The sequence below is a fragment of the Bacillus sp. MUM 116 genome (genome assembly GCF_001866655.1).
In the GTDB taxonomy this organism is placed as follows: Bacteria; Bacillota; Bacilli; order Bacillales; family Cytobacillaceae; genus Neobacillus.
In genome coordinates, this window is the sequence record NZ_MLYR01000064.1 from 1 (window position 1) to 11,825 (window position 11,825).

Annotated in this window: 15 protein-coding genes; 8 read left to right on the forward strand and 7 right to left on the reverse strand. The window is 36.6% G+C overall.

Features of this window, described 5'->3' with window-relative positions:
- Positions 1 to 486 precede the first annotated feature (486 nt).
- The 3 genes from yjcZ (at position 487) to BIV60_RS28540 (ending at position 1,354) form a co-directional block, all read left to right on the forward strand.
- A complete protein-coding gene (yjcZ, locus tag BIV60_RS16155) occupies positions 487 to 648 on the forward strand; it encodes a sporulation protein YjcZ (protein ID WP_071356737.1) in 162 nt (53 codons plus the stop codon).
- 449 nt (positions 649 to 1,097) lie between these two features.
- Positions 1,098 to 1,214, forward strand: coding sequence for a YjcZ family sporulation protein (locus BIV60_RS28535; protein WP_083402281.1), 117 nt, complete (start codon positions 1,098 to 1,100; stop codon positions 1,212 to 1,214).
- Positions 1,215 to 1,267: 53 nt separating this feature from the next.
- On the forward strand, positions 1,268 to 1,354 hold the full coding sequence (locus BIV60_RS28540) for a YjcZ family sporulation protein (RefSeq protein WP_083402282.1): 87 nt from the start codon (positions 1,268 to 1,270) through the stop codon (positions 1,352 to 1,354).
- A 96-nt stretch (positions 1,355 to 1,450) separates the two neighbouring features.
- Here the strand turns inward: BIV60_RS28540 and BIV60_RS16160 are convergent, their stop codons facing one another.
- Both BIV60_RS16160 and BIV60_RS16165 read right to left on the reverse strand, forming a co-directional pair.
- Positions 1,451 to 1,942 (reverse strand): hypothetical protein, encoded by a 492-nt coding sequence (locus BIV60_RS16160; protein ID WP_071356738.1) that lies wholly within the window; start codon positions 1,940 to 1,942, stop codon positions 1,451 to 1,453.
- A gap of 313 nt (positions 1,943 to 2,255) precedes the next feature.
- Complete coding sequence (locus tag BIV60_RS16165; protein WP_071356768.1) at positions 2,256 to 3,146, reverse strand: LysR family transcriptional regulator; 891 nt, start codon at positions 3,144 to 3,146, stop codon at positions 2,256 to 2,258.
- Positions 3,147 to 3,268: 122 nt separating this feature from the next.
- Between BIV60_RS16165 and BIV60_RS16170 the strand changes: the two genes are divergently transcribed.
- Positions 3,269 to 4,213, forward strand: coding sequence for a DMT family transporter (locus BIV60_RS16170; protein WP_071356739.1), 945 nt, complete (start codon positions 3,269 to 3,271; stop codon positions 4,211 to 4,213).
- 657 nt (positions 4,214 to 4,870) lie between these two features.
- Here the strand turns inward: BIV60_RS16170 and BIV60_RS16175 are convergent.
- Together BIV60_RS16175 and BIV60_RS16180 are read right to left on the reverse strand one after the other, a co-directional pair.
- Positions 4,871 to 5,338: a CD3072 family TudS-related putative desulfidase gene (locus tag BIV60_RS16175; RefSeq protein ID WP_071356740.1), complete on the reverse strand. Its 468-nt coding sequence runs from the start codon at positions 5,336 to 5,338 to the stop codon at positions 4,871 to 4,873.
- Positions 5,328 to 5,903, reverse strand: coding sequence for a CD3073 family putative ECF transporter S component (locus BIV60_RS16180; RefSeq protein ID WP_083402283.1), 576 nt, complete (start codon positions 5,901 to 5,903; stop codon positions 5,328 to 5,330). The genes BIV60_RS16175 and BIV60_RS16180 overlap by 11 nt, the downstream gene beginning before the upstream one ends.
- Positions 5,904 to 6,324: 421 nt before the next feature.
- Here BIV60_RS16180 and BIV60_RS16190 point away from each other — a divergent pair, with 421 nt between their 5' ends.
- Complete coding sequence (locus BIV60_RS16190; protein WP_071356742.1) at positions 6,325 to 6,663, forward strand: DsrE family protein; 339 nt, start codon at positions 6,325 to 6,327, stop codon at positions 6,661 to 6,663.
- Positions 6,664 to 6,916: 253 nt separating this feature from the next.
- Here the strand turns inward: BIV60_RS16190 and BIV60_RS16195 are convergent, their stop codons facing one another.
- The gene (locus BIV60_RS16195; protein WP_071356743.1) at positions 6,917 to 7,501 is read right to left on the reverse strand and encodes a GNAT family N-acetyltransferase; all 585 of its coding nucleotides are present in this window, start codon (positions 7,499 to 7,501) and stop codon (positions 6,917 to 6,919) included.
- 348 nt (positions 7,502 to 7,849) lie between these two features.
- Between BIV60_RS16195 and BIV60_RS16200 the strand changes: the two genes are divergently transcribed.
- Positions 7,850 to 8,638, forward strand: coding sequence for a hypothetical protein (locus BIV60_RS16200; RefSeq protein ID WP_071356744.1), 789 nt, complete (start codon positions 7,850 to 7,852; stop codon positions 8,636 to 8,638).
- 337 nt (positions 8,639 to 8,975) lie between these two features.
- Here the strand turns inward: BIV60_RS16200 and BIV60_RS16205 are convergent, their stop codons facing one another.
- Positions 8,976 to 9,212 carry a hypothetical protein gene (locus BIV60_RS16205; protein ID WP_071356745.1) on the reverse strand — a complete coding sequence of 79 codons (237 nt, stop codon included), beginning with the start codon at positions 9,210 to 9,212 and terminating at the stop codon, positions 8,976 to 8,978.
- 785 nt (positions 9,213 to 9,997) lie between these two features.
- Between BIV60_RS16205 and BIV60_RS16210 the strand changes: the two genes are divergently transcribed.
- Both BIV60_RS16210 and BIV60_RS16215 read left to right on the forward strand, forming a co-directional pair.
- Complete coding sequence (locus BIV60_RS16210; RefSeq protein WP_071356746.1) at positions 9,998 to 10,456, forward strand: hypothetical protein; 459 nt, start codon at positions 9,998 to 10,000, stop codon at positions 10,454 to 10,456.
- A gap of 28 nt (positions 10,457 to 10,484) precedes the next feature.
- A complete protein-coding gene (locus tag BIV60_RS16215) occupies positions 10,485 to 10,787 on the forward strand; it encodes a DUF2653 family protein (protein WP_071356747.1) in 303 nt (100 codons plus the stop codon).
- Between the two features lie 239 nt (positions 10,788 to 11,026).
- On the opposite strand, the gene BIV60_RS16220 is transcribed toward BIV60_RS16215, so the two are convergent.
- Positions 11,027 to 11,812, reverse strand: a complete 786-nt coding sequence (locus tag BIV60_RS16220; protein WP_071356748.1) for an SDR family oxidoreductase — start codon at positions 11,810 to 11,812, stop codon at positions 11,027 to 11,029.
- Between the last annotated feature and the right edge of the window lie 13 nt (positions 11,813 to 11,825).

The following is an 11,825-nucleotide window of genomic DNA, read 5'->3' on the forward strand; positions in this document are numbered from 1 at the left end:
ACTTATACGAAAAACAACAATCTATGCGAAAATAGACTTAATTGAAATTTTTTTCGTAATAGTAGGTAATAACCCAATTTGAATAATGATAAGCTCCTTTCTGTATACAGACCATAATATGAAATAGGTTAAACAATTCCCTTTAAAAATGCAGGTGAAAATATATGTATCATCCTTATGGAACAGGATATATGCCATATCCTGTTATTGGAACCCACTTGGGATACGGATACCCATTGTCATTGTACTATCACTACCATCCTCACCATCCTTATGTTCATCTTGGAAACCACTTTCCGTATTTTGCTGTGCCCATTCAGGCGCCGGTTCGATCTTTGAATTGAGAAATTCGCTGCATTGAAAATGAACGATATTCCACACCCATAAAATTTTGTTTTGTCCATTTAAAAACCTAGTGAAATAGCCCTTACCCCTTTAATTTCTCAACATAATTTGTAATGAATATTAAAGAGGAGGGATATGAAAATGGATGGTTTTGGATACGGTGGATTTGGTGGTTGCGGTTGCGGGGGATTTGGCTATGGAGGCTTCGGTTATGGCGGTGGCTTCGGTTTTGGCGGTGGTTTCGCTTTAATCGTGGTATTGTTTATCTTGTTAATTATCGTTGGGTCAGTTATCTTTTATTAAGCCGAACGTATTAAAAAATACAAAAAAGCCCAAGTTGGGCTTTTTTTGATTGTCGCTAACAAGTCTATGTGTTAAGAAGGAATTTGGGTTTTCGGCTACACTCTAGGCTATGTATTAGTTTAACCCGAATATTCAACCGGTTAAGCCCTTTTTAGGGGGATTTTTAAGAACAAACCAAGAATTAATTTGTTTTAAATCAGCGCTTGTCCATTCCATTTTATTATCTTGTACATATATTAATTAGTACCACCAGCATAAAACCAACATATTTACATTTCCTTCTTTTATTTAAGAAACGTTTGCCTATAAAGCAGACGTTTCTTTGCATTTATAGGCAAATTGTATATTTTTCTTTATTAATAGGATGTTTGACCAAGCCAATCTTGTCTGATGAAATATTATACATAGTGATTATTTTATTTAATTTATTCTAACAGGTGGTGATAAATATGTGCTTTGGATACGGTGGTTATGGCTACGGCGGTTTTTACGGGGGCAGTACATTTGTTTTAATCGTTGTATTATTTATCCTTTTAATTATTGTTGGAACTGCTTGTTTTTATTAATTAATCAACACACAATCTAGCGGAAAAAATGATTAATGCTGGAGGTGTAATAAATGGACGGAATGGGAAATAGTTTTGCGTTAATCGTTGTATTATTCATTTTGCTTATCATCGTTGGTGCATCATTTATGTTCTACTAAAAGATGCATAGAACAGGAAAAAGGCCTTTTATCGGGCCTTTTTTGGCTACGTTCGTGTGATAAGGTCATCCAGATATAAGCTCCCTGGCTTGGAAGTCATGTCCTCATTGGCTCCATTTCAAATTGCAATTGGCTGCATTTATTGCATAAAACAACCTCAATTGCAGAGTGTTTATATAATTCCTTTTCAACTAAATGGGCTTCGCTTTTAAAACATTTAATAATTAGAACAATATTTGTTTTTTCTTTATTATGGTATTTTGTTTTTTTTCTGCTAATAACGAATTCCGAAACAAAACATATCGTTAGACTAATGATAAAGATCATAAGATCCCACGTTATCTGTTCCCATTTTAGAAAGTATTCAAATGATGGACCTATTACTGACAAAATAGCACCTAATAATGCAGAAACGACAAATATACTAAATTTATCAGATTGATGGATTATATTAGAAATAAAGGAATGCCCTGTCTCAGATTTTAAAGGTATGGTGCTAAGATCCTCATTATTTATGCCTTTATCCTTAAGTGAAGAGATGGCTGATTCTAATTGGGGTAAGTGTACAAAAGAAGCAATGACATACATAAAAATCACGCTCCATAAAAATTTTTCGGTTATTTAATAATCAACATGTTTGACTGACTTTAAAATTTCCCGTTTCACATCCTAGCTTAAAGTGTAAATTCGTCCTAATTTATCTCTTAATAACATCGGATGAAAATAATATACTGAATGAAGCTTAAGAGATTCTTAAGTTGAGAGAGATGACTAAAAAACACCTGGATTTTTTTAAGGATAGCACCCTATTGTTGAAGATTGGGAAATATGAAAAGGACCTCAATGGGTCCTTGGTTATTTTTTTTTAGCAAAGCTACTCCTTTGTGAAGTAACTTGTGATTCAAATTGTATTGAAGCGTGCAGGCTCACTTAACCATGATTTCAGATATTCAATGAACTTTTTCGTAGCAGGTGCAAGGGTTTTAAAAGATGTAGCAGCAATCCCAATTGTACGATAATTTTCTCCCTCTAACTTAAGAATTCGAACGTTGGTTGGAATCCGGTGTAATACCATTTCGGGAAGTATACTGATTCCCAAACCATTGCCAACCATTGAAATAATCGCCTGATCATCTGAAAGTTCATATTTTATATGAGGGGAAACATTGTTTCCTTTTAAAATTCGTATTAAATCGTTATCGCTTCCTTTTTTCGACTTGATGAGAGGCTCCTCTTTGATCATTTCAAAACGAATCTCATTTAGTTCGGCAAGAGGGTGTTCATCAGAGAGAATACAGAGCATTCTATCTTTTTTTAAGGGAACCACTTCAAAGTTTTGCGAAGTAGGCAGAGACACAAAACCAAAATCAACCAGTCCAGTTGCTATCCAATGCTCGACGTCATCATAATCTCCCTCAAGCAGTTTGACTTCGATAGAAGGATGGTACTCATTAAACATTTTCATAATTTCAGGCAGCCAGTGAATGGACACACTTGAAATCGTTCCAATCCGTACTGTACCGATTTCAAGACCATTGATATTAGCTATTTCTTGAACCATTTCTTCGTTCCACTTCAGAATTTCACGTATATATTTTAAGAGGCGCTCCCCATTACTGGTCAAATGGATACCTGAACGTCCCCGATTGAGTATGGAAAATCCCCATTCTGATTCAAGACTGGTAATGGCATGGCTCACGGCAGATTGACTTAAACCAAGTGTTTCACCCGCTTTCGTAAGGCTTCCTAATTCCACTACAGTACTAAATATCTCAAACTTAGCAAGCGACAGTTTGACCACTCCCTTTTCATGAATTTTATTCATGATGTACTTCTAAAACATTCATTTTTCTAATCTTAATTTTACAATTATACTTATTAATAATCAATGCGCGACAGGATAGGTGATCAAAAATGAATCGGATTAAATTGTCTGGGATCGTAAATGGGATAGGATCAGACACTCAGTTAAAAGCAGATTTCACGATGCTGATCGTTACAATGTTTTGGGGTTCATCTTATTTGTTTATGAAGATGGGTCTCGATTCTGTTCAAGGGTTTAACTTGATCGCATTACGTTTTGGCATAGCCTTTATTTTAGCCGGAGCTATATTTTACAAACGGTTAATACATATGGATTCTAAAACTTGTTTTTATGGATTTTTATTAGGGTCCATCTTGTTCTTATTAATTTCTCTAGTCACGGTCGGATTAAAATTCACGTCTATTTCAAATGCTGGATTTTTATTTAGTCTCTCAGTTGTATTTGTTCCGTTGCTATTAGCCATCCTTTTTAGAAAAAAACCAGAAAAAAAAGTGGTTTTTGGCGTGTGCGTCTCTATTACAGGAATTGCTCTTTTAACATTAAATAACGAATTAAGGATTAATTCCGGAGACTTCCTAATCATTTTAGGTGCAGTATTTTATGCCATTCTCATTATTGTAACGGATAAGTTGACGAAAAATGTTGATTCCATCACACTCGGGATTCTGCAACTCGGCTTTACCGGGGCATGGGGGCTGCTATTTTCATTATTCTTTGAAAAGCCGCATCTTCCTAACACGACAGAATCATGGTTTTCTATCATGGCATTAAGCATATTTTGCAGTGCAATTGGATTTATCGGTCAAGCCTCAGCACAAAAATATACGACTCCAACGCATACAGGTCTTATATTTTCATTAGAACCCGTTTTCGCAGCATTATTTGCTTTTATTTTTGTAGATGAAACGCTCCCAACAAAAGGATATATAGGGGCAGCCCTTATCTTAATAGGTGTCTTGGCTGCTAAGATCAATTTTAAAAAGCCTATTATGAGGAAAATATTCAACAAAACCGTTGACGGATCGGAGGCCTAGCTTACTATTCAATGGCATAATAGTAACCAATACTATTGTTAATCTGTTTTATCCAAAATAGATTAGCTAGGACAAAGCTATAGCTTAATCAACCCCCTTCTATAAAAAGTGCCAGGCATCTTTCAAAGATACCTGGCACTTTTGTTATGATCTCTTGCATAAGTTATATCTACAGGTTCCACAGGGACAAAGGATAATGTCGCAGGGTTAAAATAAAAAGTAGCCAAATTAAGGTTGTTGATTATAAACATAGAGACATTCCAAAAGAAGAATGGACTAAGATAGAATTAAGAAGTAAACAGTTTGTCTCATGGATAAAAAAGCCAATCGAACCGTCCCCATGTCTTCTCATGGTCTTTAAATACCACTTCAAAATTTGGTTATTTGGAATTATTTACCAAGTCCTTTCAAAAGGTTACAGTAAACCATGAAAGGAGGAACAAAAATTTCTAAACCTCATGACGGCTATTGGGTTCGGGGAACGGGAAAAATAACAACTAAAAAGTGATAAATACAAAAAAACACAAGGGCGGTTCTCGGAGTCTATTTTATTCATTTCGTGGACCAAAAAAAGCCGAAAGAACCGTCCACCATGGTCCAATCGGCATGAAATCCAAATTATAACCCTTAAATCGTTAAAAGTCGTATAAGGAGGTATCAGTCTTTAATATAATGTAAATTGCTTTTAAAGATTGGATTACTGTCGTTGGGTAAATACCACAAAGTTTTTATGTTAATCTCATTTTCTGCAAACAGCGCAATCAGCTCTTCCATGAATATGCCCCTGGAAGGGTCGCATGAAGGGCTGCTTTTGATTCCTAATAATCCTGTTATTTCGTAGCCATTTTTTAAGTATTCTTTTGCCTGGTTAAGGACAGGCTCCAGGATTTCCCTACAATGTTTCCTGTATTCAGGAGTATTATATTGCTCGTAGGTCATGGGCGGTCGGTTTAAACCAAGAAATGTGAATTCAGGACAGGGAAGCTGCAAAAAACCAAATCCTTCCTTGATTGCCCACTCTATAGCGGACAAAATAGCTCCTTCTGCTCTTGCTTCGTTTTCAATCACCGTATTTTGATTTAAGATACAATGAGAAACTAGTAAAATCTTTTTACTACGCTGCATCATTAATCCCCTTATTCATTATTTTTGCAAAATTTGGAAGACGGACTATTAAGAACATGACCAGCATGCAAGTAATAATCTTGTCAATAAAGTTCCCAGTTATTCTTGAGATAAAGGTCGATGCAAAAACACTTTCACCAGAAGCTCTTAACCACAAAACAACCAAATCCATTCCGCTCCCATTTAGTCCTCCATAGACCGCGACAGCAATTGGGGTTCCTATTAAAGGGGCAATGACCGACACAAGAATTCCTGTCAAAAGAGCAACGTACCATTTTGTAAAGTCAAACCTTTTGGCAATAAAGCCAACTGCTAATGCAATGGCTATATTGACAAGACCAAAGAAAATAGCTGAGGCGCCCGTTGTTGCTCCTAAAACAACATTCGTTAAACCTCCCGTTAAGACTCCCCACCAAGGACCAAATAAAACGGAAATCAAAACTGTCCCAATCGTATCAAGAAACAAAAGTGGTATTTTCATCCAGGAAACAACTGTGCCTAAGACGACGTTTAGTGCGATCCCCATTGCTGAATAGGCTAAGATTATTGTTTTGCTTGTTTTCAATATATTTTTCCTCCCCTTCCCTAATTAAATATTTAAAATGGCAACCCTTATCCAATATATTAAGAATTCATTCTCTATATTTATTTTTTTTAGTTAAGCTATTTTCTCAAGGATTGTTGTTTTTGTAGTAGGTTTTGAAAGGGCAAACTGTTACTAAAGAAGTTGATTGGAACGGAAGGTGCGAGACTCCTGCGGGAACAGCGGGACAGGTGAGACCCCACAGGAGCAAAGCGACGAGGAGGCTCACCGCCCGCCCCGCGGAAAGCGAGCATCCTGGAGTGGAAATCAACCACTTAGTTCATTAACGACAAAGTTTACGAAAACAGCCTTAATTAAACGTAAAAAATTACAATTTATAACATTGTTGGTTCATGCTTCAAATATGCTAACATAACATTATTAAATCAGTGAGGTGGAAAAATTGAAAAACAAAGTAATTTTACTTGCTTCAGATCAGCTTGGCAAAGGCGAAAAAGAACTAAGCGAAGGGATATTAGAAACCTTCTTCACTATTCTTAAGCAAAAAGAGGAACTACCTGTTGCTGTTTTTTGCATGAACCGCGGCGTGTTTACTCTAACGGAAAGTTCGCTTGTTTCTCTCCAATTAAAAGAACTAGAAGAAAAGGGTATTGACGTTCTTGCTTGTAAAACATGTGTTGACTATTATGAGCTAAATGATAAGCTTGTAGCCGGGAAGATCAGCGGGATGGCCCACTTTATTGAGTTAGCCTCAAAATATGAAGTAATTACATTATCTTGAGTTTAAAGAGGTTTTGAATAGCAATAAATAAAACCATAGAGAAACTGCACCTGCAATTTCAACAATTGAGGTGCAGTTTTTTATATATTGAAGAAAATATTACTTTTGAGGTATCGTCAGGAAAATGCGGATCTACAACGTTAAAGAAATTACAATATTAAAAAGCCCAATTTCTCAGTATTAAAATTGAGAAATTGGGCTTTTCTCGTTGCTCCAGAAATACGCCTAATTGTAGAAGATTTTTCTCAGTTCGTTATAGAAACTGACCATCTGGAAAATCTAGATTAATAGTAGTATGACGCAAGATCGATTCATAAGCCTTAGCTTTTTCTGAAAACAGAAGCATCAGAACAACAACGTCTAAGGATTCACTAGATAAAGCACCCTCAGCTCGATTGCCAATGAGCACCACATCTGGCACGATAGGCCAAGCACCAGCACGATTATAGAAAGAAGCTAAAGGTGGTTTACACGTGAATATGCCGAAATCTATGTTACTTTGTTTTTCAATCCATTGAGTTGCGGCAGTGACTGTACGTAAACCCAAACCTTGACCATGATAATCGGGATCAGTAGCCACACAACTGAGTCCAGCAATATTGTATGTTTGTCCATCGTGTTCGATAATCTTATGCACCACACCGGCATAGCTTACCAACTTTCCATCTATGTAGGAATAAAATGACCGTGCGTTAAATTCTTTATCATGAGCTTCTGGAATCGTTGCCCCCGGCATTGGACAAGCATCTGGCCAAACCCGATGTAGCATTATGGCAATCTCACGTTGTAATGTATCAGAGGCTTGATTATAAAAGGTTGATTGCACGATAGTTGTCATAGGTTTATTCCCTCACCTTCTACTATATAAAGTTCTGCGTTGTGTTTATTTATCTTCAATACTGCCATTCTAATAATGTAATTCTACTTTAATTCATTCATAAACTCACGGTCCTAAAACTAATTCCCCATATTTTAACACAAATAATTTTTAAACCATCCCCTGCACTCACTGCCGTTTTATTTTTTACCTCAAATTGAGTAATGTAGATTAAGCCCTCCTTTAGGTCTGACCCCGAATTCCTCTCATTAAAATCTTCGTCACAAATCTGTCAAAAAAACCACCGAACCACCATGTCCTTTTCCCTCCTTTCTCTTTATATAAGGGGTGAAAGGGTGGTGCATTAAAATGAATTTAAAATCAGGCCAAATTCAACAACTCGCGGAGTATTCTCAATTTAAAAATCTTAAAGAGTTTAACAACCATATCGAGATGTGGTTAGTAGAGCATAAGCAGGAATTTACAAAGGGAGAATTAGTAGGCTTAAAGCGGCTGGTTCGTTTTTCAGCCAAAATCCCTGGAGTCTGCAATGCGAAAATCGGCACATTGTTAAAGGCCATCCATGAAGAATACCATGACCATGGCATTTCCCGCTCGACCTTTAAGCGAATGATCCAAAAAGCCATCAAACTCGGCATCATGACCGTCCATGAAACCGAAAGAAAAAACGGTTCCCAGTCCAGCAATTTATACATATTTAATCGTTTCCCACAAAATGAACCACCTAAACAGCAGGAAATGAACCACCATAATAAAACTAGCAATCTTTCTGAAACTAAAAAACAAGAGATAGATAAACGTAATGAGGAACCGTTAAATTTAGATCACAGTTTTACAAACGATCGAGTTCCAAAGCCATTCATCCAGCTAGTAAAATACTTTTTCAACGAAGCCACAACCATTGAGGAATATTGGAGAATGACGCAAATCGCAGCCTATCGGGGAAATCGTGAAAAAGAAAAGGAACGTGTTTTAGAAATCGCCATCGATTCATTCAAGCAGCTGATTAGCAAACTGAAGTCCAGCAAAAAAATCCAAAAACCCATTGCTTACTTTTACGGCATTTTGGAAAAGAAATTTGATGAACTCTATTATGCGGAAATATATGAGATGTGGCTCAGCCAACAAAATGGTTAGAAAATTAAACGATATTATCGACAAAATATTTCCACGGAAACTGGACAATGTTCGGTTTCCAAAAGGCTTTCAGGCGGCTTTAATCAAACGTTTGATTGAAAAGGAATGCGTAGAGATCTGTCGATTTGTAAACTCTATTTGTAAAAGTATTGTTAATTTTGTCAAAGTACAAATCTAGTGGGTAAATTTAGATTGTAGATTTCTGTTAAAAATAATCTTTCATCTTATAGTTCATTTAAAGAAAATTGTGAAGAATTGTAATGAAAATAACGTGCGCTTTAACACAATAAGCATGCTGATTGGGGCCTGACCCTAATTTTTCGGTTTATTCAAAGGTCTATTTCATGAATAAAAGGAATATAATAAAAAGAAAAGTGCGCGAACACTTCTCCATGCAACTGTTACCGTCAGGGTGGCAGTTGTCGGTTTTATATTTTAGGTGAACCACCCTTTTGCTTGTGCGACGGCGGGTGGTTTTCTTGTTTTCTAGAACATTTTCCCGAAGGATATAAGCTGCTACTTCACGCAATATTCCCTTCAGAACTTCTTGTAGAATATCAAGAAATGTTTCCACGATTGTCACCCCCTTTCCTGAAAACGGAAAGAAGATTGACAACCAACCACCCTACCAATATTCAGTTGCAACTCCATTCTAATACTTTCTATAAGTACAATATTATGCAGAAATATACGAGATATGGCTCAGCCAACAAAATGGTTAGACCCTACACCTTTCTTTACAAATCGACAGCTGTCGACGCATTCCCTTTCAATCAAACGTTTGATTAAAACTGTCGGAAAGCCTTTTGGAAAACGAACATTGTCCAGTTTCCGTGGAAGTATTTTGTCGATAATATCGTTTAGCTTTTCCCGGTTTATCTCCCAAACTCTCAAAAAATTACTTTATGTCACAAAATTGATCTAGTTTCTACAAACTGGGCTTCTACACAAACGATTGATTAGAAATCGAGCAAACCCTTCTTATCTACAGGTTTCTTCAAAATGATGTGCAAGGAAATTGTCGAAATCTTGATCCAATATTAACAAAAGATTCATAGATCAATTAATTTAACATTCACACTTAGTGATACTCAAAGGACCAAGTAATAGAATAAAAAAATCCTTAGTGAAAATTAAAAATTAATGGATTGTTGAATTGTCATTTACAATATTTTTTGTTTGCCAAATAGATTCCAAGGTATCAAAATCTCAAAATAGTTTCTCATGATTCAAAAAGCCGCGAAAACGTCCCCATGGTTTTCATGGATTTCCTCACAGAAATTAATGCTTTTTTAATTTCTTTTTTTCAATTATGTATTATAATCTGTTTTATTCTAAAGAAAGAAAGAGGATTTAAAAATGAAAGGAAAAATTATTCCATTTTTAGTGTCCGTTATTATGGTAATTACCCCTTTAACTGCATATGCAAAGGGATTTAGTGGAGGGAGATCGGTAAGCCATTCAAGCTACCATTCTCAAACAAATTCTCATACTTATCATTCAAGTGGTTCCTACAATAGTCAAACAAACGGAAGCACCTATCATTCAGGATATAAATCACCTTCCTCAAATGTAACGAATCATACAAGTCAGAACTCTGGCCAAGGAATAAAGCCAACTAGTAAGTCTCGCGGGATCTTATCACATGTGGCAGCATTTGGTGCGGGCACATTGCTTGGAAGTATGTTTCACCCGTTTGGAGGAGGATATGCTACAGGAGGACATACCGCATTTTCTTTAAGTGGAGTCTTATTAGATATTTTAGTCATTTTACTTATTATCTGGGTTGTACGTAAACTTTTCTTTAGGCGTGCGTAACATACCCTTTCTTAAAGGAGATTAGAATATGAAATTGCATTTTAACGAACAAGACGTAATTGACGCTTGTTGTGTGTTTGCTGCACAACGAGTTAACGGTAATCCTGAAGATATAGATGTAGACCTTCAATTTAATCCAACCACCGGATTTGAAGCGGATGCTAGAGATATGAGAAGAGGATTTCAAAACATTCATTTAACTGAACAGAATATAATTGATGGTATAGCTGTGTACCTTGCTGATTACCATAATTTTCTCCCAGAAAACTTGAAAATCAATCTGCAGTTTAATCAAGGAACAGGCATTGAGGCTGTTATAATCACTTTATAAAACCATAGTAAAAGGTTGCAGAATCTCTGCAACCTTTTTTGCTTGATATAAAAACCATTGGGCGATTCTGCCGGCTTTTTTGGTAGAAGAAATAAATGAAATAGATCGAGACAATCGGGCCGCCGCTTACAGAATGTAATTTTAGAAAGACCTTATTAACTAACGCTCCGTTAGTTTAAATTCAACCGTTTACAATATATCTGAATGGTGCCTGGCACCTGGTTTCTGCACCGAGTTACTTAAACAGATTTCACCATACCACCGTCCACAAGCAATGAACTTCCTGTAACGTATGTGTTTGCATCTGAAGCTAAAAAAGTTACAACTTTAGCAAATTCCTCGGGTTTACCATATCTGCCGAGAGGAATATTCTTTTTGGAAGCCTCCTCAACCTCGTCAGGAGAGACTCCTAGCTTATCTGCCTTAAGCTGGTCTAGAAAGGCTACTCGGTCTGTTGCAATTCTACCAGGTGATACAGTATTGACCAAAATGTTGTACGGAGCCAATTCTTCAGCAAGACTTTTCCCTAGTCCAAGAACTCCTAACCGAAAGGTATTGGATAAAATTAAGCCAGGTATCGGTTGTTTAATAGAAGATGAAGCGATATTAATGATTCTGCCGCCTTCTTTCTTTAGATCTGGCAGAACTTCTCGTACAAGTCGCACATAGCTTAATAGATTCAATTCGAAGGCATTATACCAATCCTTATCTTGAAATTCTTCAAAACCTCCCCCCTGTGGTCCCCCAGAGTTATTAATTAAAATATGAATGTTCCCCAAGGTTTCCCTAGTATGCTGGACTAATGCTTCAATTTCTTCCGCTTTGGTAATATCCGCGGGAAAATAGACAACTTTTCCTTCTCCCAACGACTGAAGCTCTTCTTGAACCTCCTTCAGCTTTTCTTTATTTCGACTGGTTAACATGACATTAGCACCCTCCATGACGAGTTGTGCCGCTATGGCTTTTCCCAATCCTTGGCTAGATGCCGCCACAATCGCTGTCTTTCCTGCTAAATTTAAGTTCATCTTTTTCTCCCCC

What these genes read in the sequence shown, in the direction of transcription:
- BIV60_RS16175 (WP_071356740.1), bottom strand. Translation starts at nt 5,338, where the DNA reads ATGCAGCGTAGTAAAAAGATTTTACTAGTTTCTCATTGTATCTTAAAT.
- BIV60_RS28535 (WP_083402281.1), top strand. Translation starts at nt 1,098, where the DNA reads ATGTGCTTTGGATACGGTGGTTATGGCTACGGCGGTTTTTACGGGGGC.
- BIV60_RS16170 (WP_071356739.1), top strand. Translation starts at nt 3,269, where the DNA reads ATGAATCGGATTAAATTGTCTGGGATCGTAAATGGGATAGGATCAGAC.
- BIV60_RS16195 (WP_071356743.1), bottom strand. Translation starts at nt 7,501, where the DNA reads ATGACAACTATCGTGCAATCAACCTTTTATAATCAAGCCTCTGATACA.
- BIV60_RS16215 (WP_071356747.1), top strand. Translation starts at nt 10,485, where the DNA reads ATGAAATTGCATTTTAACGAACAAGACGTAATTGACGCTTGTTGTGTG.
- BIV60_RS28540 (WP_083402282.1), top strand. Translation starts at nt 1,268, where the DNA reads ATGGACGGAATGGGAAATAGTTTTGCGTTAATCGTTGTATTATTCATT.
- BIV60_RS16210 (WP_071356746.1), top strand. Translation starts at nt 9,998, where the DNA reads ATGAAAGGAAAAATTATTCCATTTTTAGTGTCCGTTATTATGGTAATT.
- BIV60_RS16160 (WP_071356738.1), bottom strand. Translation starts at nt 1,942, where the DNA reads ATGTATGTCATTGCTTCTTTTGTACACTTACCCCAATTAGAATCAGCC.
- yjcZ (WP_071356737.1), top strand. Translation starts at nt 487, where the DNA reads ATGGATGGTTTTGGATACGGTGGATTTGGTGGTTGCGGTTGCGGGGGA.
- BIV60_RS16220 (WP_071356748.1), bottom strand. Translation starts at nt 11,812, where the DNA reads ATGAACTTAAATTTAGCAGGAAAGACAGCGATTGTGGCGGCATCTAGC.
- BIV60_RS16200 (WP_071356744.1), top strand. Translation starts at nt 7,850, where the DNA reads ATGAATTTAAAATCAGGCCAAATTCAACAACTCGCGGAGTATTCTCAA.